This window comes from Acidovorax sp. LjRoot117, assembly GCF_964252695.1.
In the GTDB taxonomy this organism is placed as follows: Bacteria; Pseudomonadota; Gammaproteobacteria; order Burkholderiales; family Burkholderiaceae_C; genus Acidovorax.
The window spans coordinates 647,793-670,744 of sequence record NZ_CAXUPO020000001.1 but is presented as its reverse complement, the minus strand read 5'-3'; the positions used below and the strand labels follow the sequence as shown (position 1 = coordinate 670,744).

Here is a 22,952-nt window from a genome sequence, read left to right as displayed (position 1 = left end):
ATGCAACCATCCAAAAACGATCTCTGGGTAGGGCTTTTCGTCATGCTCGGCACGGTGGCGCTGGTGTTTCTGGCGCTGCAGTCGGCCAACCTGCTGAGCCTGAACCTCCAGCCGGGCTACCGCATCACCGCGCGCTTCGACAACATCGGGGGCCTCAAGCCCCAGGCCGCGGTGCGCGGCGCGGGCGTGGTGGTCGGGCGCGTGGAGTCCATCACGTTCGACGACAAGACCTACCAGGCCCGCGTGACGCTGGCGATGGAAAACCGCTACGCTTTCCCCAAGGACAGCTCCCTCAAGATCCTCACCAGCGGCCTGCTGGGCGAGCAGTACATCGGCATCGAGGCCGGTGCTGACGAAAAGAATCTGGTGGCCGGCGACATGGTCACTTCCACGCAGTCCGCCGTGGTGCTCGAGAACCTGATCGGACAATTCCTCTACAACAAGGCCGAAGACGGCAGCAACAGCAAGCCCGCAGGGGCAGGTGACAAGAAATGACGACGATGACCAAGCTCTCCCAACCTGCCGCCCGCGCCGCCGCGTGGCTGGCCTTTCTGCTGGGAGCCGCACTGCTCACCGGCTGCGCCACCGTGGCCAACCCCGACCCGCGCGATCCGTTCGAGTCGTACAACCGCAGCATGACCAACTTCAACGAGCAGGTCGATGCGCTGGTGCTCCGGCCGGTGGCGATTGCCTACAAGGACGTCACGCCGGCGCCGGTGCGCACCGGCGTGAGCAACTTCTTCGCCAACATCGGCGACGTGTGGTCGTTTGTGAACAACGTGCTGCAGCTGCGCGGCGAGGCGGCCGCATCCACCTTCATGCGGGTCAATGTGAACACGTTCATGGGACTGGGCGGCGTGCTCGACATCGCCAGCGAACTGGGCATCGACCGCTACAAGCAGGACTTCGGCCTGACGCTCGGTTACTGGGGCGTGGACACGGGGCCGTACCTGGTGCTGCCCATCCTGGGGCCATCGACCGTGCGCGACACGCTGGCGCTGCCGGTGGACATGAAGGGCAATGTGGTCAGCTATGTGGACCCGGTGTCGGCCCGCAACTCGCTGTACGCCCTGCGTGCGGTGGACGTGCGCGCCAACCTGCTGCGCGCGGGCTCCGTGCTCGACAGCGCCGCGCTGGACAAGTACAGCTTCACGCGTGACGTGTTCCTGCAGGTGCGCAGCCAGCAGCTGGTGAGCACGGCCGTGAACGGCGACGACAAGGAAGACCGCAACGGCAACGACGGCGTGCTGCCCCAGGAACCTCCACGCTGAATGCGCGCCGCGCCGTAGCGTAGTCGCCGCGGCGCGTTCGTTGCACTTGCTTGCAACCCGCAACCCGGGCGACGCACAGGGCCATTGTGCTGCGCCCACAATGAAATGAATGCAGGGCGCCACCGGCGCCCGCAGCCTTCGACAAGAAAGTAGACACCATCATGATGAACCGACGCACCCTGGGCCAAGCCGCCTTGTGCCTGACCGCTGTGGCCGCACTGGGCCTGCCCTTTGCTGCGCTGGCGGCGGACGAAGCGCCCGATGCGCTGATCAAGCGCCTGTCGGCCGACGTGCTGACCACCGTGAAGTCCGACAAGGCCATCCAGGGCGGCGACCTGTCCAAGATCATCGCGCTGGTCGACAAGACCGTGATGCCGAATGTGAACTTCCGCCGCATGACCGCCGCCGCCGTGGGCCCCGGCTGGCGCCAGGCCACGCCCGAGCAGCAAAAGCGCCTGCAGGACGAGTTCAAGATCCTGCTGGTGCGCACCTATGCCGGCGCGCTGGCGCAAGTGAACGACCAGACCATCCAGGTCAAGCCCCTGCGGGCCGCGCCCGAGGACAAGGACGTGCTGGTGCGCACCGAGATCGTCGGCCGTGGCGACCCGATCCAGCTCGACTACCGCCTGGAAAAAACCCCCGGCGACGGTGCCGGCTGGAAGATCTACAACCTGAATGTGCTGGGCGTGTGGCTGGTGGAAACCTACCGCGGCCAGTTCGCGCAGGAGATCAATGCCAAGGGCGTCGACGGCCTCATCGAGACCCTGGTGGCTCGCAACAAGAGCAACGCAAGTAAGTAAGTGATGATCCCCCTGAGTCGCTTCGCGTCTTCGCCCTTTCTCGCTGTGCTGCGCGCTGCGGGAGGGGGACGCACCCGGTGGCTTGGCAGAGCCAGTTCCACGGGTGCACTGGCTGGGCCGCGCCGGTTGCAACGGTCAGGGGTTGCGTTTGAAGTCTGGGGAGTTTGAGATGCTCGTCCTGCCTGCCGAACTCACCCACCGCCAGGCCACGGCCTGCCTGCACATGCTGCTGCAGGGCCTGAAGGTGCACCGCGAGCCGGGGGTGGTGGTCGATGCGAATGCGCTCACCGTGTTCGACACGTCGGCGCTCGCCGTGCTGCTCGAGTGCCGGCGCGAGGCGCTGGCCATGCGCAAGACGTTTTCCGTGCAGGGCCTGCCCGCCGCGCTGCGGGGCATGGCGGGCCTGTACGGCGTGGGCACCTTGCTCACTCCGGCGTCCTGATCCTGCGGTGCTGCCGCGCCACACGGCCGGCGCGGCATCATCGTTCCGCCCCCACGCGGGCGCAGTTCGGGGCTAGGCCGTAAAATCAGGGGCTTCATGCCCGCAGTCTCATTCCAAGCCGTCTCCAAGACCTTCTCCACGCCCAAGGGCCCTTTCCAGGCGCTGAACAGCGTCAGCCTGGATATCCAGGAGGGCGAGTTCTTCGGCCTTCTCGGCCCCAACGGTGCGGGCAAGACCACCCTCATCAGCATCCTGGCGGGCCTGGCCCGCGCCAGCCAAGGGAGGGTGCTCGTGCAGGGCAGCGATGTGCAGGCCGACTATGCCGACGCACGCCGCAAGCTCGGCATCGTGCCGCAGGAGCTGGTGTTCGACCCGTTCTTCAACGTCCGTGAATCGCTGCGCATCCAGTCGGGCTACTTCGGCGTGAAGAACAACGACGCCTGGATCGACGAGCTGCTCGAGAACCTGGGCCTCACCGACAAGGCCAACTCCAACCTTCGCCAGCTGTCCGGCGGCATGAAGCGCCGGGTGCTGGTGGCGCAGGCGCTGGTGCACAAGCCGCCGATCATCGTGCTGGACGAGCCCACCGCCGGTGTGGACGTCGAGCTGCGCCAGACGCTCTGGCACTTCGTGGCGCGCCTGAACAAGGAAGGCCACACCGTGCTGCTGACGACGCACTACCTCGAAGAAGCCGAGGCGCTGTGCGGGCGCATCGCCATGCTCAAGACCGGGCAGATCGTGGCGCTCAACCGCACCAGCGAGCTGCTGCAGGCGGCCTCGGGCAGCGTGCTGCAATTCAAGACCGATGCCGCGCTGCCGCCGATGCTGGCGAACGTGGCGCGTGTCACGGGCCGCATCGTGCAACTGCCCGCGCACGACGCCGCCGAGATCGAAAGCCACCTGGCCGCGCTGCGCGTGGCGGGTGTCGACGTGCACGACATGGAGATCCGCAGGCCCGACCTGGAGGACGTGTTCCTGCAGGTGATGTCGGGCACCTCCGCATCGAATATTTCCCTGGACAAGATCGCGTCCGCCGCAGCGCCGGGCCGCCCCAAGCAAGGCGTGGCCCCCTCGGGGGGCAGCGAGGACACGCCAGTGCCGAGCGTGGGGGCGCCACTATGACCGGCTGGCAGACCCTGTTTTATAAAGAGGTGCTTCGCTTCTGGAAGGTCAGCTTCCAGACCGTGGCCGCCCCGGTGCTCACCGCCGTGCTGTACCTGCTGATCTTCGGCCATGTGCTGGAAGACCACGTCAAGGTCTACGACCGCATCAGCTACACCGCGTTTCTGGTGCCCGGCCTCGTGATGATGAGCGTGCTGCAGAACGCGTTCGCCAACAGCTCGTCCAGCATCATCCAGAGCAAGATCATGGGCAGCCTGGTGTTCGTGCTGCTCACGCCGCTGTCGCACTGGGCGTGGTTCTGTGCCTACGTGGGCTCGTCCATCGTGCGCGGTCTGGTGGTGGGGCTCGGGGTGTTCATCGTCACGCTGGCGTTCGCGCGGCCCGAATTCGCAGCGCCGCTGTGGATCCTGGCGTTCGCCTTTCTGGGTGCGGCGCTGCTGGCCACGCTCGGGCTGCTGGCGGGCCTGTGGGCCGACAAGTTCGACCAGATGGCCGCCTTCCAGAACTTCATCATCGTGCCCATGACCTTTCTGTCGGGCGTGTTCTATTCCATCCAGTCGCTGCCACCCTTCTGGCAGACGGTGAGCCACCTGAACCCGTTCTTCTACATGATCGACGGCTTTCGCTACGGCTTCTTCGGACAGAGCGACACCTCGCCCTGGCTGAGCCTGAGCATCGTGGGCGTGGCCTGGCTGGCCGTGAGCGCGCTGGCGGTGCACCTGCTGCGCACCGGCTACAAGATCAGAAACTAGCGCGCATCCCTCCGAGTCGCTTCGCGCCTGCGCCGTGCGTGTTTCAGCGGCGTGAATGCTACCCCCAGCAACGGACCCATGACATGACTGCAGAAGAACTCCAGAACATCATCACCGCCGGCCTCGCCTGCGAACACATCACGCTCGAAGGCGATGGCCGCCACTGGTACGCCACCATCGTCTCGGCCGAGTTCGAAGGCAAGCGCTCCATCCAGCGCCACCAGCGGGTGTACGCCACGCTGGGCGCCAAAATGCAGACCGACGAGGTGCACGCGCTGTCGATGAAGACCTTCACGCCCACAGAGTGGGCAGCGCAGCCGAAATAGTTCGGTAGCTATGATTTTTATAGCTGCTGCCGCTTGCTGAAAGCGCGGTAGCGGCATTTTTTACCCCTATTCCTGGTTCTTTTCGAGATGGACAAACTCCTGATCCGCGGTGGACGCAGCCTGCAGGGCGAGGTGCTGGTCTCCGGCGCCAAGAACGCCGCGCTGCCCGAGCTGTGTGCGGCGCTGCTGACCGCCGAGCCGGTGACCCTGCTGAACGTGCCGCAATTGCAGGACGTGGCGACCATGCTCACGCTGATCCGCAACATGGGCGTCACGGCCAGCCGCTCGGACGACGGCACGGTGCTTATCGACGCCGGTGCGCTGAGCACGCCCGAGGCACCGTACGAGCTGGTCAAGACCATGCGGGCGTCGGTGCTGGCCCTGGGCCCGCTGCTGGCGCGCTTTGGCGAGGCGACCGTCTCGCTGCCCGGCGGCTGCGCCATCGGCTCGCGGCCGGTGGACCAGCACATCAAGGGCCTCACGGCCATGGGCGCAGAGATCGTGGTCGAGCACGGCTACATGATCGCCAAGCTGCCCGCCGGCTGGACGCGCCTGAAAGGCGCGCGCATCACCACCGACATGGTCACCGTGACCGGCACCGAAAACTTCCTCATGGCCGCGGCTCTGGCCGAGGGTGAAACAGTGCTCGAGAACGCCGCACAGGAGCCCGAGATCATCGACCTGGCCGAGATGCTGATCGCCATGGGCGCGCAGATCGAAGGCCACGGCACCAGCCGCATCCGCATCCAGGGCGTCGACAAGCTGCGCGGCTGCACCCACCGTGTGGTGGCCGACCGCATCGAGGCCGGCACCTTCCTGTGCGCGGTGGCCGCCACGGGCGGCGACGTCACGCTGCGCCACGGCCGCGCCGACCACCTGGACGCCGTCATCGAGAAGCTGCGCGAAGCCGGCGTGGAAGTGCAGGGCGTGGACGGCGGCATCCGCGTGAAGAGCGCAGGCGGCGCCACGCTCAAGGCCCAGGGGTTCCGCACCACCGAATACCCCGGCTTTCCGACCGATATGCAGGCCCAGTTCATGGCGCTCAATTGCATCGCGCAGGGCACGGCCACGGTGACCGAGACCATCTTCGAGAACCGCTTCATGCACGTCGACGAACTGGTGCGCCTGGGCGCCAAGATCCAGACCGACGGCAAGGTCGCCATCATCGAGGGCCTGAGCACCACATCCAGCCGTCTGTCCGGCGCCACGGTGATGGCCACCGACCTGCGCGCGTCCGCCAGCCTCGTCATCGCGGGCCTGGTGGCCGACGGCGAAACCGTGGTGGACCGCATCTACCACCTGGACCGTGGCTACGACTGCATGGAAGCCAAACTGCGTGGCATCGGCGCCCACATTGAACGGATGACATGAAGAACAACCCCCTGAGCGGCTTCGCCGTTTCCCCCTTCTCTCGCCTTGCTGCGCAATGCGGGAAGGGGGACGCCGCCCGTGTGGCGGGGCGGCCCTTACACGGCGGCCCATGCTTGCGGCGTGCCAGTTTCATAGGGTTTGGGGCCTACCAAAGAACAGTGGAGCAATTGCAATGACGATCACCCTGGCCCTCTCGAAAGGCCGCATCTTCGACGAAACCCTGCCCTTGCTGGCCGCCGCCGGCATCGAGGTGCTGGAAGACCCCGAAAAATCCCGCAAGCTCATCCTGACCACCAACCAGCCCGATGTGCGCGTGGTGCTGGTGCGCGCCACCGACGTGCCCACCTACGTGGAATACGGCGGCGCCGACATCGGCGTGACCGGCAAGGACACCCTCATCGAGCACGGCGGCCAGGGCCTGTACCAGCCGCTCGATTTGCGCATCGCCAAGTGCCGGGTGAGCGTGGCCGTGCGCAGCGACTTCGACTACGAGCGCGCCGTCAAGCAGGGCTCGCGCCTGAAAGTGGCCACCAAGTACACCAGCATCGCCCGCGACTTCTTTGCGAGCAAGGGTGTGCACGTGGACATGGTCAAGCTGTACGGCAGCATGGAACTGGCCCCGCTGATCGGCCTGGCCGATGCCATCGTCGATCTGGTCTCCACCGGCAACACGCTCAAGGCCAACCACCTGGTGGAGGTCGAACGCATCATGGACATCAGCTCCTACCTGGTCGTGAACCAGGCCGCGCTCAAGCTCAAGCAGGCGCCGCTGCGCCGCATCATCGATGCGTTTGCGGGTGCCATTGCCAAGGACTGACCCTTGCCGCCCCCGCCCAGCGCCGTGACGTGCAGCGTCCCGCAGCCCGCCGATTCCGCCGATTTCGCCGACATTGCGCGCCTGAGCGCCGCCACCCGGCAGCAGGCCGTGCAGGCGGTCAACACCCTGCTGGTCGGGCTGTACTGGCAGATCGGCAGGCGCATCAGCCGCAAGATCGCGGCGGCCGAGTGGGGCGACGGAGTGGTAGTCCAACTGGCGGGCTACCTGGCGCAGACGCCGCTGGGGCTGCGAGGGTTCACCCGCCGCAACCTGTTCAGAATGCGGCATTTCTACGAGGCCTATGCTGCCCGCGAAATTGTGTCAACGCTGCTGACACAATTGCCCTGGACGCATCACCTGATCATCCTGGGCCAAGAGCCGCGCCCCGAACAACGTAAGTGCTACCTGCGTCTGCGTGCGGTGCAGGGCAAGGGACGCTGGAGCGGCAGTTCAAAACCGCTCCGTTCGAGCGCACCGTGCTACCCCGCAAAAGTCGCACCGCTGGCGGGACACATCCACCCTGACAGCCGGATGAGGCCACCGACTGAAGAATGACTATGAAATCAATAGCTGCCCCCGCTTACCTGTCCACGGCTGATGCCGATTTTGAGCAAAAATTTCAGCAGCGCCTGCACTGGTCTGCCGACACCGACGCCGCCATCGAGCAGCGTGTGGCCGACATCCTGGCCGATGTGCAAAAGCGTGGCGACGCCGCCGTGCTGGAGTACACCGCCCGTTTCGACGGCCTCGCGGCCCCCGACGTGGCGGCACTGGAGCTGACCCAGGCCGACTTCAAGGCCGCTTTCGACGCCATTCCGCAGGCCCAGCGCGACGCGCTGCAGGCCGCCGCCAAGCGCGTGCGCAGTTACCACGAAGCCCAGAAAAAAGCCTCGGGCGAGAGCTGGAGCTACCGCGACGAAGACGGCACCTTGCTGGGCCAGAAGGTCACGCCGCTGGACCGCGTGGGCATCTACGTGCCCGGTGGCAAGGCCGCGTACCCGTCCAGCCTGCTGATGAACGCCATCCCGGCCCACGTGGCCGGCGTGCAGGAAATCATCATGGTCGTGCCCACGCCCGTGCGGGGCAGCGTGGCCACGGGTGGATCGGGCGCGCAGCTTGCCTCCGACAAGGGCGAGCGCAATGACTTGGTGCTGGCGGCCGCCTACGTGGCGGGCGTCACGCGCGCCTTCACCATTGGCGGCGCACAGGCGGTTGCCGCGCTCGCCTACGGCACGGCCACGATTCCGAAGGTCGACAAGATCACCGGCCCGGGCAACGCCTACGTGGCCAGCGCCAAGAAGCGCGTGTTCGGCACGGTGGGCATCGACATGATCGCGGGCCCGAGCGAAATCCTGGTGCTGGCCGACGGCAGCACGCCGCCCGACTGGGTCGCGATGGACCTCTTCAGCCAGGCCGAACACGACGAGCTGGCCCAGAGCATCCTGCTGTGCCCCGACGCTGCCTACATCGCCGCCGTGCAGCGCGAGATCGACCGCCTGCTGCCCACCATGCCGCGCGCCGAGATCATCGCCAAGAGCCTCAACGGCCGGGGTGCGCTGATCCTCACCAAGGACATGGAAGAAGCCTGTGCGATCAGCAACCGCATCGCACCGGAACACCTGGAAGTGAGCAGCACCGACCCGCACCGCTGGGAGCCGCTGCTGCGCCACGCGGGCGCGATCTTCCTGGGGGCCTACACCAGCGAGTCCCTGGGCGACTACTGCGCGGGCCCCAACCACGTGCTGCCCACCAGCGGCACGGCACGCTTTTCGTCGCCCCTGGGCGTGTACGACTTCCAAAAGCGCAGCAGCCTCATCGAGGTGAGCGAAGCCGGTGCCCAGGTGCTGGGCACCATCGCCGCCGAGCTGGCTTACGGCGAGGGCCTGCAGGCCCACGCGCAGGCGGCCGAGATGCGCCTGAAGACCCCGCTCAAGCCGCGCTGACGGCGCCGACCGGGCCCAGGGGCAGGGCCCCGCTCGCTCCACCCGCCGCGCTGCCGGTGTGCGGCACCACGGCCAGGGCCTGGGGTGCTGCCGCGGGTGCAGGCGGATACGCAGCGCCCGGCACCGCACGGTGCTTCGCCCAGTTCAGCCGCGCAGGCCGGCTGCCTTCTGCGCTCACCCGCAGCCGCACGGGGCCCGCGAACGACAGGCGCTGGCCGGCTTCCAGAAAATAGTCTTCCAGCAGGCCGTCGCACGTCACCCAGACGCGGCCTTGCTCGACTTCGAGCAGGGCGATGTCGCCCGCGCGGAAGTCCAGCACCTGGACGGCCTGCAGGGGCGGCAGCGGCTGGCGCTTCCATTGCAGGGTGAGGGGCACCGCAAGCTGGGCGGGCAGCGTGGGCAACGGCGGGGTGGGGGTGTGGTGCAGCGTGTTCATGCCTTCACTGTGCGGCCAGGCTGCGCGCGGCGCCACGGACAGGCTCGCACGACCTGATCCAGTACAGATGGTCTGTACTGGCCATCTGTACTGTACGGGGTGCACTTGCTCTGTACTGGCTGTTTTTGCGGCTGCCAGTACAGAATGCAGCCATGGCCTCCACCGACGACGCACCCCCGCTCTACCTCCAGATCGCCGAGCAGCTCGCGCAGCTGATCCGCAATGGCACGCTCGCGCGTGGCGAAAAACTGCCGTCCGTGCGCGAGCTGGCCCGCCAGCACGGCGTGGCGCAGACCACCGTGGTGCAGGCCTACCACTGGCTGGAGGATGCGCGCCTGATCACCGCGCGCCCGCGCTCGGGTTTCTTCGTGGCGGCGCGGCCGGTGAGCCTGCCCGAGCCCAGCACGCCGCGCCCCATGCGCCGCCCGCGCGAGGTGTCTGTGGACTGGCTGGGCCAGCGCATCCTGGGGCGCAACCAGCCCGAGGACATGATCTCCTTCAGCAGCGGCACGCCGGGCTTCGAGCTGTTCAACCCCGACCGCGTGCGCCGCGCCGTGGTGCGCGCCGCGCAGCGCCACCGCAACCTGCTGTGCACCTACCCCACGTCGGCGGGGCACGAGGATGCGCGCCGCGCCCTGGCGCGCTACGCCGTCGGCATGGGCTGCAGCCTGGACCCCGAGAACATCGTGGTCACCGGCGGCTGCATGGACTCCATTGCGCTGTGCTTGCGTGCCGTGACCCAGCCGGGCGACGTGGTGGCGCTGGAGTCGCCGACGCATTTTTCGTTTCTGGAGGTGCTGCAGGGCCTGCACCTGCGCGCGCTGGAGATCCCCACGCACCCGCGCCACGGTTTGTCGCTGGATGCGCTGCAGCTGGCGCTGGACACCCAGCCGGTCAAGGCCGTGATGATCGTCCCCACCCTCAGCAACCCGCTGGGCAGCTGCATGCCGCAGGCCGAGCGCAAGCGGCTGGCGCAGATGGCGGCGCGGCACGACATGGCAGTCATCGAGGACGCGATCTACAACGACCTGGTCGAGGTCGACGAGATGCGCCGCACCGTCAAGTCGTACGACACCACGGGCCACGTGATGCTGTGCGATTCGTTTTCGAAGACGCTGGCGCCGGGGCTGCGCCTGGGCTGGCTGGAGGCCGGGCGCTGGAGCGACAAGGTGCGTGGCATCAAGGACCTGCAGGCGGGCGGGCAGTCGGCCGTGCTGGAGCTGGCGCTGGCCGACCTCATCACCCAGGCCGGCCACGCCGCCGCCATGCGCCAGCTGCGTGCGGGCGTGGCGGCGCGCATGGACGAGGCGCGGCGGGTGATCGCATCGCACTTCCCGCAGGGCACCCGGGTGAGCGACCCGCCCGGCGGCCTGCTGATGTGGCTGGAGCTTCCCAAGGGGCTCGATTCGGTGCAACTGCACGAGGCCTGCCTGGACCAGAAGATCCTGATCGCGCCGGGCACGGTGTTCAGTACCAGCGGGCGCTTTCGCAACTGCCTGCGCATCGGGGTGGGAGGCGACTGGTCGCCCGCCCACCTGGAGGCCCTGCGCACCGTGGGCGACATGGCCACGCAGATGCTGCAGAGCCAGCGGCAGGCAGCGTAGTCCAACAGCACAAGACAAATAAAATACACGAACTTCGTGGAACACGAACTTCGTGTAATATCAACCGCATGAAAAACGTCACCGTGACCATGGACGACACCGTTGCCGAATGGGTGCGCGTGGAAGCTGCCAAGCGCGGCAGCAGCGTGTCGCGCCTGCTCGGTGAATGGCTGGCCGAAAAGATGCGCCAGGAAGACGCCTACGCCCAGGCGATGCGCGAGGCGCTGGGCTTTGAATCCTGGGGCGCGTCCACGGGGCCGTACGTGCCCCGCGAGACCTTGTTTCTGCGCTGAATGGCGCGACACGCATGAGCACCGTCCCCATCTTTGTCGATACCGAGATCCTGCTGGCCAGCGTGGACGACCGCGATGCCGAGCGCCAGGAGCGCGCCCGCGAGTGGATCAGCTTTTGCTGGCAGACGCGCAGCGGCCGCATCAGCTCGCAGGTGCTCAACGAGCTGTACAACCAGGCCATCCAGCGTTTTGATGGCCCGCAGGTGCTGCAGCAGGTGCGCGCCCAGGTGCGCCGCCTGCGCGTGTGGCTGCCGCCGCACCTCGACTCCTACACCGTGGACGGCGCCTGGGACCTGCAGGACCGCTACCGCCTGGGCTACTGGGATGCGCTCATCCTCTCGTCCGCCCACCAGCAGGGCTGCCGCTATCTGCTGACCGAGGCGCTGCCGCACGGCGAGCCGCTGGACGCCGTGCGGCCCATCAACCCGTTTCTCACCACCCCCAACGAACTGGACACCGCCGAATGACCAACGCCGCTCCATCTTCACCGCTCCAGGCCCTGGCCCGCATCCGCGCCGATGTGCGCGCCATGCACGCGTACGGCGTGCAGCCGTCCACCGGCATGCTCAAGATGGACGCGATGGAGAACCCGTTTCGCCTGCCCGCGCACCTGCAGGCCGCGCTGGGCCAGCGCCTGGGGGCGCTCGCGCTCAACCGCTACCCCGGCGACCGCCTGCTGGACCTGAAGGCGTCCCTCGCCCAGTACGCCGGCCTGCCCGAGGGCTACGGTATCGTGCTGGGCAACGGCTCGGACGAACTCATCACCTTGCTGGCGCTGGCCTGCGCGCAACCCGGCACCGGTCAGCGCGCCACCATGCTCGCGCCCATGCCAGGCTTCGTGATGTACCCGCTGTCGGCGCAGCTGCAGGGCCTGGACTTCGTCGGCGTCCCGCTCACGCCGGACTTCGAGCTGGACGAGCCCGCCATGCTGGCCGCCATTGCTCAGCACAACCCTGCCATCACCTACATCGCCTACCCCAACAACCCCACGGCCACGCTGTGGGACGAGGGCGCGGTGCAGCGCATCATCGACGCCGCGGGCGCGCAGGGCGGCATCGTGGTCATGGACGAGGCCTACCAGCCGTTTGCCAGCCGCACCTTCATCGACCGCATGCGGGCCGAGCCCGCCCGCAATGCCCACGTGCTGCTGATGCGCACGCTCAGCAAGTTCGGCCTGGCGGGTGTGCGCCTGGGCTACCTCATCGGCCCCGCTGCGTTCGTCAGCGAGATCGACAAGGTGCGCCCGCCCTACAACGTGAGCGTGCTCAACTGCGAGGCCGCGCTGTTCGCCTTGGAAAACGCCGAAGTGTTCTCCGAGCAGGCCGCCGAGATCCGCGCCGAGCGCACCAAGGTCCTGGCGGCCCTGCGCCAGATGCCCGGCATCGAAAAATGCTGGGACAGCGAGGCCAACATGATCCTGGTCCGCGTGGCGGATTCCGCCCGGGCGTACGACGGCATGAAAAACCGCAAGGTCCTCGTCAAGAACGTTTCTACAATGCACCCATTGCTGGCCAACTGCCTGCGCCTGACGGTCGGCGCCGCCTCCGACAACGCGCAGATGCTGGCCGCACTGCAAGCCTCCCTATGACTTCCTCCGCACTCGTCACCTCCACGACCACCGACCCCCTGGCCGACCGCATCGCCGAAGTCAGCCGCAACACCGCCGAGACGCGCATCCGCGTGCGCATCAACCTCGACGGCACGGGCCAGGCCAAGCTGCACACGGGCATCGGCTTCTTCGACCACATGCTCGACCAGATCGCCCGCCACGGGCTGATCGACCTCGACATCGACTGCGAAGGCGACCTGCACATCGACGGCCACCACACGGTCGAAGACGTGGGCATCACGCTGGGCCAGGCCTTTGCGCGTGCCGTGGGCGACAAGAAGGGCATCCGCCGCTACGGCCACGCCTACGTGCCGCTCGACGAAGCGCTGTCGCGCGTGGTGGTCGATTTCTCGGGCCGCCCGGGGCTGCACATCGACGTGAAGTTCACGGCCGGCAGCATCGGCCAGCTCGATACGCAGCTGGTGTACGAGTTCTTCCAGGGCTTCGTGAACCACGCGGGCGTCACGCTGCACATCGACAACCTCAAGGGCTTCAACGCCCACCACCAGTGCGAAACCATCTTCAAGGCGTTCGGGCGCACGCTGCGCGCGGCGCTGGAGCGCGACCCGCGCTCGGCGGGCGTCATCCCGTCCACCAAGGGTTCCTTGTGAGTTTTTTGAATCAAATCAAGCGCTAGCGCTTGATAGATAAGCGCTAGCAGCTATGAATATGGAAGCAAAAACCGTCGCCGTCGTGGACTACGGCATGGGCAACCTGCGCTCGGTGTCGCAGGCCGTTCAGGCCGCCGCCGAGGGCACCGGATGGACCGTGGTCGTCACCCAGCGGCCCGACGACGTGCGCGCCGCACAGCGCATCGTGCTGCCAGGGCAGGGCGCCATGCCCGACTGCATGCGCGAGCTGCGCGAATCGGGCCTGCAGGAGTCCGTGCTCGAAGCCGCTGCCAGCAAGCCCATGTTCGGCGTGTGCGTGGGCATGCAGATGCTGCTGGACCACAGCGCCGAGGGGAATACCCCGGGCCTGGGCCTGATCCACGGCCGGGTGAGCAAGTTCGACCTGATCGGCCGCACCCAGCCCGACGGCAGCCGCTACAAGGTGCCGCAGATGGGCTGGAACCAGGTGCACCAGATGCCGGACGCCGGCCGTGCGGGCGCGGTGCACCCGGTCTGGGCGGGCGTGCCCGACGGCAGCTACTACTATTTCGTGCACAGCTTCTATGCGCAACCGCAAGATGCTGCGCACTGCGCGGGGCAGACCGACTACGGCGGTTTGTTCGCAGCGGCCATTGCGCGCGATAATATTTTTGCCACGCAATTCCATCCAGAGAAAAGCGCGGAGCACGGCCTGGCCCTGTACCGCAACTTCCTGCACTGGAACCCCTGATCCTTCCGTCCTCGTTCACCCCTTACTCCACCAGCCTGTTCGGTCCGAGCACTGACTCGTCCTTTTTTCCCGAACCCTCCACCACCACCATGCTGCTCATTCCCGCCATCGATCTGAAAGACGGTCATTGCGTTCGCCTCAAGCAAGGCGATATGGACCAATCCACCACCTTCGGCGAAGACCCGGCCGCCATGGCGCGCAAGTGGGTGGACGCAGGCGCGCGGCGCCTGCACCTGGTCGACCTGAACGGGGCGTTCGCGGGCGTGCCCAAGAACTACAGCGCCATCAAGGCCATCCTCAAGGAAGTGGGCGACGACATCCCCGTGCAGCTGGGCGGCGGCATCCGCGACCTGGACACCATCGAAAAGTACATCGACGGCGGCCTGCGCTACGTGATCATCGGCACGGCGGCGGTCAAGAACCCCGGCTTCCTGAAGGACGCGTGCAGCGCCTTCGGCGGCCACATCATCGTGGGGCTCGACGCCAAGGACGGCAAGGTCGCCACCGATGGCTGGAGCAAGCTCACGGGGCACGAGGTCGTGGACCTGGCCAAGAAATTCGAGGACTGGGGCGTCGAGTCCATCATCTACACCGACATCGGCCGCGACGGCATGCTGTCGGGCATCAACATCGATGCCACCGTCAAGCTCGCGCAGGCACTGGCCATTCCGGTGATCGCATCGGGCGGCCTGTCGAACATGGCCGACATCGAGCAACTGTGCGCCGTCGAGGGCGAGGGCGTCGAAGGCGTGATCTGCGGCCGCGCGATCTACAGCGGCGACCTCGACTTTGCGGCCGCGCAGGCGCGTGCCGACGAACTGAACGGGTGACCCTCCCATCCGCCCTGAGCGGCTGCGCCGCTTGCCCCCGGGGGCACGACGCCAGTGGCCTGGCGAAGCCAGTTCCCCGGCGTCCGCTGGCCTCGGCAGCGCCCCATCCACGAATCGCTGACTGACTGACCGACATGCTCGCCAAACGCATCATCCCCTGCCTCGACGTCACCGGAGGCCGCGTGGTCAAGGGTGTCAATTTTCTGGAGCTGCGCGATGCGGGCGACCCCGTCGAGATCGCCGCGCGCTACAACGCGCAGGGCGCCGACGAGCTCACCTTCCTGGACATCACCGCCACCAGCGACGGCCGCGACCTGATCCTGCCCATCATCGAAGCGGTGGCCAGCCAGGTGTTCATTCCGCTCACGGTGGGTGGCGGCGTGCGCACGGTGGAAGACGTGCGCCGACTGCTGAACGCGGGTGCCGACAAGACCAGCTTCAACTCGGCCGCGATTGCCAACCCCGACGTGATCGATGCCGTGTCCGCCAAGTACGGCGCGCAGTGCATCGTGGTGGCCATCGACGCCAAGCGCCGCTCGGCCGAGGACGCGCAGCGCATCGGCGCCCACGGCCTGCCAGTGGGCGAAGGCTGGGACGTCTACAGCCACGGCGGGCGCAAGAACACGGGCCTGGACGTGGTGGCCTGGGCCACCGAGATGGCGCGCCGCGGTGCTGGCGAAATCCTGCTGACCAGCATGGACCGCGACGGCACCAAGGCGGGTTTTGACCTGACCCTGACCCGCGCGGTGAGCGACGCGGTCAGCGTGCCCGTGATCGCCTCGGGCGGCGTGGGCAACCTCGACCACCTGGCCGACGGCGTGCAGCAGGGCGGGGCGGACGCGGTGCTGGCGGCCAGCATTTTTCATTACGGCGAATACACCGTGGGCCAGGCCAAGGCCCGCATGGCCGAGCGCGGCATTCCCGTGCGGCTCTAGGGTCATTGCTATTAAATATATAGCTGCTGCCGCTTGTTCAGCCTGCGGCAGGCCCTGAAAAAGCGTCAAACTTCGGTCGGGATGGCCCCGTCCCGGAATCCAAATCGCCGACAATCCCTTTCATGAACTGGCTCAACGAAGTGAAATGGGATGCGCAGGGCCTGGTGCCCGTCATTGCGCAAGAGCAGGGCACGGGCGACGTGCTGATGTTTGCGTGGATGAACCGCGAGGCGCTGGAGAAAACCGCTGAACTTGGCCGCGCCGTGTACTACAGCCGCTCGCGCAGCAAGCTGTGGTTCAAGGGCGAAGAGTCCGGCCACTTGCAGACGGTGCACGAGATCCGGCTCGACTGCGACAACGACGTGGTGCTGCTCAAGGTCACCCAGCTCGGCCACGAGCCCGGCATCGCCTGCCACACGGGCCGCCACAGCTGTTTTTTCAGCGTGCTCAAGGACGGCGCCTGGACGCCTGTCGATCCGGTCTTGAAAGACCCCGAATCCATCTACAAGTAAAGAGAACCATGAGTTCCAACGATTCCCTCGCCCGCCTTGCGCAAGTGATCGAAAGCCGCAAGCCGGCCAACGGTGGCGACCCCGACAAGAGCTACGTCACGCGCCTGCTGCACAAGGGCCCCGACAGCTTCTTGAAGAAGATCGGCGAAGAGGCCACCGAGGTGGTGATGGCGGCGAAAGACGTAGACCATGGCGCCGACAAGTCCAAGCTGGTGTACGAGGTGGCGGACCTGTGGTTCCACTCCATGGTGGCGCTGGCCCACTACGGCCTCACGCCCGCCGACGTGCTGACCGAGCTGGAGCGCCGCGAAGGCACCAGCGGCATCGAGGAAAAAGCCTTGCGCAAGGCCACTGCGCGTGCAGCCGACGAAGAAGGATCTCCATGAGCGACATCATCGACGTGACCTCCCACGAGCAACGGGCCCAGGGGCTCAAGAACATCGGCTGGGTCAGCTATGTGCTGCACCTGATCGTGGCGGTGGGCGCCGTGGTGCCCGGGGCGCAGGCCAGCGCCTTGCTGCTGGTCATTGCGCTGGTGATCGACCTGGTCAAACGCAGCGACGCCGAAGGCACGTGGCAGGCCAACCACTTCTCGTGGCGCATCCGCTCGACGATCTGGGCGGGTGTTCTGTACGTGGTGACCTTCCCGTTCTTCCTGCTGGGATTGTTTTTGTTCAATCCCGCCTGGGTTTTGGTCTCCATTTGGTTCCTGTACCGCATCGTGCGCGGCATGCTGGCCATGAGCAAGAACCAGGCTGTGGATGCCTGAAGAAGAACCCGCAGCGCCGCCCGCGCAGCCGCAGCCCCTGCCGCGCCTGAACCTGGCCCTGCAGGGTGGCGGCTCGCATGGTGCGCTGACCTGGGGCGTGCTGGACGCACTGCTCGAAGACGGGCAGTGGCACTTCGACGGCGTGAGCGGCACCAGTGCCGGCGCCATGAACGCCGTGGCCCTGGCGCATGGCTTTGCCAAGGCGGCCCACGAGCACAAGCACCCGCACGAAGCCCACCTGGCCGGCTGCCAGGAGGCGCGCAATACGCTGACCCGGCTGTGGGAGGGCGTGGGCACGCTGGGCAGCCTCATGTGGGGCTCGCCCCTGTCGGCGGCCAACCCCATGATGGGGCTGATGCGCCAGTGGCTGTCGCCCTACCAGACCAACCCGCTCGACATCAATCCGCTGCGCCGTTTGCTAGAGCGCGAGGTGGACTTCGACCTGCTGTGCAGCACGCGGCGTGCCATCAGCGCCGCGGGCGGCCCCCAGGTGTTCGTCTGCGCCACCAACGTGCGCACGGGGCGCGGTGAAATCTTCTCGGGCCCCAAGCTCAGCGCGGATGCGGTGATGGCGTCGGCCTGCCTGCCGCTGCTGTTCAAGGCGGTGGAGATCGACGGCGAGCACTACTGGGACGGCGGCTACTCCGGCAACCCCGCGCTGCACCCGCTGATCTACCAGACCGAGACCTCCGACATCCTGCTGGTGCAGATCAACCCCATAGAGCACCTCGAGCTGCCCCACTCCGGCCAGGAGATCATGGAGCGCATGAACGAGGTCACCTTCAACGCCAGCCTGCTGGCCGAGATGCGCGCCATCGAGTTCGTGCGCCGCCTGCTGGCCGAGGGCAAGCTGGACCCGCGCCGCTACAAGAATGTGCGCATGCACCGCATCGACGGCGGCTCGGTGCTGGCGCCCTTCGGCGCCGACAGCAAGACGCGCGCGGACCTGGCCTTCGTGCGCAAGCTCTTTGCCCTGGGCCGCACGGCGGGGCAGGAATGGCTGCACGCGCACCGCAAGGACGTGGGCGTGCGGCCGACCATCAAGATCCCTGACAATGCTTGAAGCCCCCTGTGTCGCCTGCGGCGCCTTCCCCCTCGGGGGGAGCCACCCGTGGCCTGGCGGAGCCAGTTCCACGGTGGCGCTGGCCTGGGGCGCGCCGGTTGCAATGGCTTGGGGGCTGGGCAGCGCCCGGTGAACTGTTAACTTCGTACCGACATTTTTCTCATGCACGATCCGAACTGCCTTTTCTGCAAGATCATCGCGGGCCAGATTCCTTCGAAGAAGGTCTACGAGGACGAGGAAATCTTCGCCTTTCACGACATCCACCCGTGGGCGCCTGTGCACTTTCTGATGGTGCCCAAGCGGCATATCCCTTCGATGGCGCAGGTCACCGCCGACGACGCGGGCGTGCTGGGGCGCATGATGGCGCTGGCGCCGCGGCTGGCCCTCGAGCAGGGCTGCAACCCGTATCCGGAAGGTGGCTTTCGCGTCGTGGTAAACACCGGGGTGGAAGGCGGGCAGGAGATCCACCACCTGCATGTGCATGTGATGGGCGGCCCGCGCCCGTGGCTCAAAGGCTGAACCAGGCTGACGGGTGGTGCAGGGAGATTCCCGCAGTCCGTCATGGGCTGTGAACTCCTGCCACGCCCCCCGTCTAAAATGATTGCAATTCGTTAGGAGATATTCCATGGGCTCTTTTTCCATCTGGCACTGGCTGATCGTGCTGCTGATCGTCGTCATGGTGTTCGGCACCAAGAAGCTCAAGAACATGGGCTCCGACCTCGGGGGCGCCGTCAAGGGCTTCAAGGACGGCATGAAGGACGGCTCGGCCGACGCCACCGCCAGCCCTCCCGCAGGCCACGTCGCCAACAACCCGGCGGCCGACAAGACCACCATCGATGTCGAAGCCAAGCAAAAAAGCTGAGCGGGCTGCATGGGTCACCTTGATCCCTGCATGCCGCGCGCTGACTGCCACCCATGATTGATATTGGCCTGTCCAAGATGGCGCTGATCGGTGCGGTGGCGCTCATCGTCATCGGCCCTGAAAAGCTTCCCCGCGTGGCCCGCACGGTGGGCACCTTGCTCGGCAAGGCCCAGCGCTACGTGTCCGACGTGAAGGCCGAGGTCAACCGGTCCATGGAGCTCGACGAGCTCAAGAAGATGAAGGACACGGTGGAGAACGCGGCGCGCGACGTGCACCAGTCCATCCAGACCAACGCCAGCGAGTTCGAAAAAGACTGGGCCAGCGTCACCGACACCAGCCACGCAGACCTGCACGAGCCGCAGGCCCCCGTGGTGCCGGCGTACAAGCACCCCGGCAAGAACTGGCGCCTCAAGCGCGGTGCCGTGCCGCAGTGGTACAAGGCCAAGAGCGGCGTGCGCACCAAGGCGCAGTCCGGCGCGGCCCGCGTGGCGCGCTACCGTCCCCAGAAATTCCACTGACCCGAAAGCGCCAGCAGCCGGCGCCGCTGTGCGCTGCATGGGCGGCCCTCACGCCCTGAAAACCCACTATGTCCGAAACCCCTTCCCAAGAAGACGAGCTGGCCGGTACCGAGCAGCCCTTCGTGCAGCACCTGATGGAGTTGCGCGACCGGCTGGTCAAGGCGCTCATTGCCATCGGCATTGCGGCGGCCATCCTGTTCTTCTTTCCCGGCCCTGGCGCGCTGTACGACTTCCTGGCGGCGCCGCTGGTGGCGCACCTGCCCAAGGGGGCCACGCTGATCGCCACCTCGGTGATTTCGCCGTTCATGGTGCCGCTCAAGATCTTGCTGATGTCGGCCTTTTTGCTGGCGCTGCCCTTCGTGCTGTGGCAGGTGTGGGCCTTCGTGGCGCCGGGTCTGTATTCGCACGAAAAGAAGCTGGTGCTGCCGCTCGTGATCTCCAGCACGCTGCTGTTCTTCATCGGCGTGGCCTTTTGCTACTACCTGGTGTTCGGGCAGGTGTTCGCGTTCATCCAGAGCTTTGCGCCCAAGAGCATCACGGCCGCGCCTGACATCGAGGCCTACCTGAGCTTCGTGCTGTCGATGTTCCTGGCCTTCGGCCTGGCGTTCGAGGTGCCCATCGCGGTGGTGGTGCTGGCGCGCATGGGCATCGTCAGCGTGCAGAAGCTGCGCGAGTTCCGCGGCTACTTCATCGTGCTGGCCTTCGTGATCGCCGCGGTCGTCACGCCGCCGGACGTGGTCTCGCAGCTCTCGCTCGCCATCCCCATGTGCCTGCTGTACGAAGTGGGCATCTGGGCCGCGCAGATCTTCATCAAGCACACCAAGGCGCCGGAAGAGGCGGGGGAATCCCCTTCGGCCTCCTGACCCCCGCCCGAACGGGCTGATCGACCGCGAAAGGGTCGGGGTGTTTGGATGAGAGCGCGTGTTTCGCGCCTTGCATGCTGCCAGGAGCTACTGCCAAAGTTACCCAAAAAAATAGCTGCTGACGCCGTATCTACAGGCGTCAGCAGCTATTTTTTTGATAGTGCTGGAGAGGGCTGGGCAGGGCGGACCAGGGCACAGCGGTCATTCGCCACATCGGCGTGCCTCCCGGGCACGCCGGATCTTGGATGTGGCTCCCGACAACCCCTTGCCGCACATCCCAGTATCAGGGGCGCGCCGCCCCACGGTCCAACGTGCCACCGGTCGGTTACTGGCGCCTTTTCGGCTTGGGCCGCACGCCGGGGGTGATGTTCAGCTCCACCATCTTGTCGGCGCGCTGCACATTGAACGGGGCGGCAGTCCCTGGCTTGAGTCCGGCCACGGCGGTCAGCAGCTCCGACACGTTGCCCACGTTCTTGCCCTCCACCTTCACGATCACGTCCCCCGGGCGCATGCCGGCCTGGGCGGCAGGGCCGTCCTGCAGCACGCCGGTGATGATCACGCCTTCGGTCGCCTTCACGCCGAAGGTCTCGGCCAGCTCGGGCGAGAGCTCGTTGGGCTCCACCCCGATCCAGCCGCGGGTGACCTGGCCGTCCTTCACGATGCCGTCGAGCACCAGCCGCGCCGTGGACACGGGGATGGCAAAGCCGATGCCCATGCTGCCGCCCGAGCGCGAGTAGATCGCGGTGTTGATGCCCATGAGGTTGCCGTTCACGTCCACCAGCGCGCCGCCCGAGTTGCCGGGGTTGATGGCGGCATCCGTCTGGATGAAGTTCTCGAAGGTATTGATCCCGAGTTGCGTGCGGCCCAGCGCGCTCACGATGCCGCTGGTCACGGTCTGGCCCACGCCGAACGGGTTGCCGATGGCCAGCACCTGGTCGCCCACGGCCAGGCCGTCGGAATTGCCGAGCACGATGACCGGCAGCTTGTCGAGCTCGATCTTGAGGATGGCCAGGTCGGTGTCGGGGTCGGTGCCGATCACGCTCGCCCGCGCACGGCGGCTGTCGGTGAGCGTGACCTCGATCTCGTCAGCCCCTTCGACAACGTGGTTGTTGGTGAGGATGTAGCCGTCGGGGCTCACGATCACGCCGCTGCCCAGCCCGGCCTGCGCCTGCGCACCCTGGTCGCCGAAGAAGAACTGGAACCACGGATCGTTGCTGCGCGGATGGCGCACCGCCTTGCTGGTGTTGATGCTGACCACGGCGGGCGCGGCCTTGCGCGCAGCGGCGCTGAAGCTGCCGGCCACCGGCTGGCCCTGGGGCGTGGCCGGTGCTTCCAGCAGCGCAATGCCCGCGCCGGAGCGCGTGGTGCCCCGGCCGAGCCAGTCGGGTTGCAGGGTGGCGACAACGAAGTAGGCGGCGACAAACACGGTCACGGCCTGGGAAAAGAGCAGCCAGATGCGCTTCATGGGGTCCTGTCGAATGGTCGAAAAACGAAGAAGCCGCGTCGGGCCCCGTCGGTGGGGGCGCGGCATTGCTTCCTGTGCGCCATTGTCCCCCAAGGCCGCAACTATGGGCGCTGGACGCGCGCGACAATAGGCGCATGAGCATTTCCCGCACCGCGCTTTTGCAGGCCTTCGATGGCCTGCTGCAACCCGAACGCTTCAAGGACTACGGCCCCAATGGTCTGCAGGTCGAGGGCAAGCCCGAGGTGCGCCGCATCGTCAGCGGAGTGACCGCCAGCCGCGCGCTGATCGATGCGGCCATCGCCGCCCAGGCCGACGCGATCTTCGTGCACCATGGCCTGTTCTGGCGCGGGCAGGACGGCCGCGTCACCGGCTGGATGAAGCAGCGCCTGCAGCGGCTGCTGGCGCACGACATCAACCTGTTCGCCTACCACCTGCCGCTCGATGCACACCCCGAGCTGGGCAACAACGCGCAACTGGGCCGCGTGCTGGGCTGGACGGCCGACGCGCGCTTTGGCGAGCAGGACCTGGGCTTTGTGGCGACCGCCGCATTCCCCGATGGCCAGGCACTGGCGGACCATGTGGCCAGCACGCTGGGCCGCGACGTGACCCTGGTGCAGCCCGACCCCGATGGTGCACCGCAGCCCATCCGCCGTGTGGCCTGGTGCACAGGCGGCGCGCAGGGCTACTTCGAATCGGCCATTGCAGCCGGGGCGGATGCGTTCATCACGGGAGAGATCTCCGAGCCGCAGGCCCACCTGGCGCGCGAAATGGGCGTGTGCTTCATCGCGGCCGGGCACCATGCCACCGAGCGCTACGGCGCGCCGGCCGTGGCTGGGCATGTGGCGAAGCAACTGGGGTTGGAGCACACGTTCATCGAGATTGACAATCCGGCATGACGCGCATGAAGTGCATGAAGTGCATGACGTGTACATCCATCTCCCCAGCACTGGCATCGACCCTTCCACCCCATGATCAGGAGCGCTGGCATGCTGAGCCTGCGCCCCCGGG

Annotated in this window: 30 protein-coding genes; 28 read left to right on the top strand and 2 right to left on the bottom strand. The window is 66.9% G+C overall.

Annotated features, from left to right (window positions below; all coding sequences use genetic code 11):
• The 11 genes from mlaD (at position 1) to hisD (ending at position 8,844) form a co-directional block, all read left to right on the top strand.
• The gene (gene mlaD / locus ACSQ3D_RS03245) at positions 1–495 is read left to right on the top strand and encodes an outer membrane lipid asymmetry maintenance protein MlaD (protein WP_056415367.1); all 495 of its coding nucleotides are present in this window, start codon (positions 1–3) and stop codon (positions 493–495) included.
• Positions 496–500: 5 nt separating this feature from the next.
• On the top strand, positions 501–1,271 hold the full coding sequence (locus tag ACSQ3D_RS03240; RefSeq protein WP_396503510.1) for a VacJ family lipoprotein: 771 nt from the start codon (positions 501–503) through the stop codon (positions 1,269–1,271).
• A 161-nt stretch (positions 1,272–1,432) separates the two neighbouring features.
• Positions 1,433–2,071: an MlaC/ttg2D family ABC transporter substrate-binding protein gene (locus ACSQ3D_RS03235; RefSeq protein WP_056173461.1), complete on the top strand. Its 639-nt coding sequence runs from the start codon at positions 1,433–1,435 to the stop codon at positions 2,069–2,071.
• A gap of 169 nt (positions 2,072–2,240) precedes the next feature.
• Positions 2,241–2,513: an STAS domain-containing protein gene (locus tag ACSQ3D_RS03230; protein ID WP_436125907.1), complete on the top strand. Its 273-nt coding sequence runs from the start codon at positions 2,241–2,243 to the stop codon at positions 2,511–2,513.
• A 96-nt stretch (positions 2,514–2,609) separates the two neighbouring features.
• A complete protein-coding gene (locus ACSQ3D_RS03225) occupies positions 2,610–3,635 on the top strand; it encodes an ABC transporter ATP-binding protein (protein ID WP_436125906.1) in 1,026 nt (341 codons plus the stop codon).
• On the top strand, positions 3,632–4,387 hold the full coding sequence (locus ACSQ3D_RS03220; RefSeq protein ID WP_396503511.1) for an ABC transporter permease: 756 nt from the start codon (positions 3,632–3,634) through the stop codon (positions 4,385–4,387). Before ACSQ3D_RS03225 ends, ACSQ3D_RS03220 begins: the two co-directional genes overlap by 4 nt.
• A gap of 83 nt (positions 4,388–4,470) precedes the next feature.
• On the top strand, positions 4,471–4,713 hold the full coding sequence (locus tag ACSQ3D_RS03215) for a BolA family protein (protein WP_056173475.1): 243 nt from the start codon (positions 4,471–4,473) through the stop codon (positions 4,711–4,713).
• 87 nt (positions 4,714–4,800) lie between these two features.
• The gene (gene murA, locus ACSQ3D_RS03210; RefSeq protein WP_056415381.1) at positions 4,801–6,084 is read left to right on the top strand and encodes a UDP-N-acetylglucosamine 1-carboxyvinyltransferase; all 1,284 of its coding nucleotides are present in this window, start codon (positions 4,801–4,803) and stop codon (positions 6,082–6,084) included.
• Between the two features lie 172 nt (positions 6,085–6,256).
• On the top strand, positions 6,257–6,901 hold the full coding sequence (gene hisG, locus ACSQ3D_RS03205) for an ATP phosphoribosyltransferase (RefSeq protein ID WP_396503513.1): 645 nt from the start codon (positions 6,257–6,259) through the stop codon (positions 6,899–6,901).
• A 3-nt stretch (positions 6,902–6,904) separates the two neighbouring features.
• Positions 6,905–7,456 (top strand): DUF1016 N-terminal domain-containing protein, encoded by a 552-nt coding sequence (locus ACSQ3D_RS03200; protein WP_436125905.1) that lies wholly within the window; start codon positions 6,905–6,907, stop codon positions 7,454–7,456.
• A 2-nt stretch (positions 7,457–7,458) separates the two neighbouring features.
• Positions 7,459–8,844 carry a histidinol dehydrogenase gene (gene hisD / locus ACSQ3D_RS03195; RefSeq protein ID WP_436125904.1) on the top strand — a complete coding sequence of 462 codons (1,386 nt, stop codon included), beginning with the start codon at positions 7,459–7,461 and terminating at the stop codon, positions 8,842–8,844.
• On the opposite strand, the gene ACSQ3D_RS03190 is transcribed toward hisD, so the two are convergent.
• The gene (locus tag ACSQ3D_RS03190; protein WP_436125903.1) at positions 8,831–9,280 is read right to left on the bottom strand and encodes a DUF2917 domain-containing protein; all 450 of its coding nucleotides are present in this window, start codon (positions 9,278–9,280) and stop codon (positions 8,831–8,833) included. The two genes, hisD and ACSQ3D_RS03190, sit on opposite strands and share 14 nt — an antisense overlap.
• Before the next feature lie 152 nt (positions 9,281–9,432).
• On the opposite strand from ACSQ3D_RS03190, the gene ACSQ3D_RS03185 reads away from it, so the two are divergent.
• From ACSQ3D_RS03185 to tatC, 16 genes are all read left to right on the top strand, one after another.
• Complete coding sequence (locus ACSQ3D_RS03185) at positions 9,433–10,884, top strand: PLP-dependent aminotransferase family protein (RefSeq protein ID WP_436125902.1); 1,452 nt, start codon at positions 9,433–9,435, stop codon at positions 10,882–10,884.
• Between the two features lie 68 nt (positions 10,885–10,952).
• Entirely contained in the window at positions 10,953–11,177 is a 225-nt protein-coding gene (locus tag ACSQ3D_RS03180) for a hypothetical protein (protein ID WP_010462084.1), read from the top strand.
• A 14-nt stretch (positions 11,178–11,191) separates the two neighbouring features.
• Positions 11,192–11,644, top strand: a complete 453-nt coding sequence (locus tag ACSQ3D_RS03175) for a PIN domain-containing protein (protein WP_436125901.1) — start codon at positions 11,192–11,194, stop codon at positions 11,642–11,644.
• Positions 11,641–12,765: a pyridoxal phosphate-dependent aminotransferase gene (locus ACSQ3D_RS03170; RefSeq protein WP_436125900.1), complete on the top strand. Its 1,125-nt coding sequence runs from the start codon at positions 11,641–11,643 to the stop codon at positions 12,763–12,765. Before ACSQ3D_RS03175 ends, ACSQ3D_RS03170 begins: the two co-directional genes overlap by 4 nt.
• Entirely contained in the window at positions 12,762–13,397 is a 636-nt protein-coding gene (gene hisB / locus ACSQ3D_RS03165; RefSeq protein WP_056415406.1) for an imidazoleglycerol-phosphate dehydratase HisB, read from the top strand. The genes ACSQ3D_RS03170 and hisB overlap by 4 nt, the downstream gene beginning before the upstream one ends.
• A 52-nt stretch (positions 13,398–13,449) precedes the next feature.
• Positions 13,450–14,127, top strand: coding sequence for an imidazole glycerol phosphate synthase subunit HisH (gene hisH, locus ACSQ3D_RS03160; RefSeq protein WP_436125899.1), 678 nt, complete (start codon positions 13,450–13,452; stop codon positions 14,125–14,127).
• An 89-nt stretch (positions 14,128–14,216) separates the two neighbouring features.
• Positions 14,217–14,957, top strand: a complete 741-nt coding sequence (gene hisA / locus ACSQ3D_RS03155; protein WP_056415412.1) for a 1-(5-phosphoribosyl)-5-[(5-phosphoribosylamino)methylideneamino]imidazole-4-carboxamide isomerase — start codon at positions 14,217–14,219, stop codon at positions 14,955–14,957.
• Between the two features lie 134 nt (positions 14,958–15,091).
• Positions 15,092–15,892: an imidazole glycerol phosphate synthase subunit HisF gene (hisF, locus tag ACSQ3D_RS03150; protein ID WP_436125898.1), complete on the top strand. Its 801-nt coding sequence runs from the start codon at positions 15,092–15,094 to the stop codon at positions 15,890–15,892.
• 113 nt (positions 15,893–16,005) lie between these two features.
• Positions 16,006–16,404, top strand: coding sequence for a phosphoribosyl-AMP cyclohydrolase (gene hisI / locus ACSQ3D_RS03145; protein ID WP_436126173.1), 399 nt, complete (start codon positions 16,006–16,008; stop codon positions 16,402–16,404).
• Between the two features lie 8 nt (positions 16,405–16,412).
• Positions 16,413–16,790, top strand: coding sequence for a phosphoribosyl-ATP diphosphatase (locus ACSQ3D_RS03140; protein ID WP_056173516.1), 378 nt, complete (start codon positions 16,413–16,415; stop codon positions 16,788–16,790).
• Complete coding sequence (locus ACSQ3D_RS03135) at positions 16,787–17,173, top strand: DUF4870 family protein (protein WP_396503520.1); 387 nt, start codon at positions 16,787–16,789, stop codon at positions 17,171–17,173. The genes ACSQ3D_RS03140 and ACSQ3D_RS03135 overlap by 4 nt, the downstream gene beginning before the upstream one ends.
• A complete protein-coding gene (locus tag ACSQ3D_RS03130; RefSeq protein WP_396503521.1) occupies positions 17,166–18,236 on the top strand; it encodes a patatin-like phospholipase family protein in 1,071 nt (356 codons plus the stop codon). The genes ACSQ3D_RS03135 and ACSQ3D_RS03130 overlap by 8 nt, the downstream gene beginning before the upstream one ends.
• 162 nt (positions 18,237–18,398) lie before the next feature.
• Entirely contained in the window at positions 18,399–18,755 is a 357-nt protein-coding gene (locus tag ACSQ3D_RS03125; protein WP_056415424.1) for a histidine triad nucleotide-binding protein, read from the top strand.
• 106 nt (positions 18,756–18,861) lie between these two features.
• Entirely contained in the window at positions 18,862–19,098 is a 237-nt protein-coding gene (tatA, locus tag ACSQ3D_RS03120) for a Sec-independent protein translocase subunit TatA (RefSeq protein ID WP_436125897.1), read from the top strand.
• 53 nt (positions 19,099–19,151) lie between these two features.
• Positions 19,152–19,616 carry a Sec-independent protein translocase protein TatB gene (gene tatB / locus ACSQ3D_RS03115; protein ID WP_056415430.1) on the top strand — a complete coding sequence of 155 codons (465 nt, stop codon included), beginning with the start codon at positions 19,152–19,154 and terminating at the stop codon, positions 19,614–19,616.
• Between the two features lie 68 nt (positions 19,617–19,684).
• Positions 19,685–20,479 (top strand): twin-arginine translocase subunit TatC, encoded by a 795-nt coding sequence (gene tatC / locus ACSQ3D_RS03110; protein WP_056415433.1) that lies wholly within the window; start codon positions 19,685–19,687, stop codon positions 20,477–20,479.
• Between the two features lie 325 nt (positions 20,480–20,804).
• Here the strand turns inward: tatC and ACSQ3D_RS03105 are convergent, their stop codons facing one another.
• Positions 20,805–21,944, bottom strand: a complete 1,140-nt coding sequence (locus tag ACSQ3D_RS03105) for a S1C family serine protease (protein ID WP_056415436.1) — start codon at positions 21,942–21,944, stop codon at positions 20,805–20,807.
• Between the two features lie 134 nt (positions 21,945–22,078).
• Between ACSQ3D_RS03105 and ACSQ3D_RS03100 the strand changes: the two genes are divergently transcribed.
• Positions 22,079–22,840, top strand: a complete 762-nt coding sequence (locus ACSQ3D_RS03100) for a Nif3-like dinuclear metal center hexameric protein (RefSeq protein ID WP_436125896.1) — start codon at positions 22,079–22,081, stop codon at positions 22,838–22,840.
• The last annotated feature ends 112 nt before the right edge of the window (positions 22,841–22,952 follow it).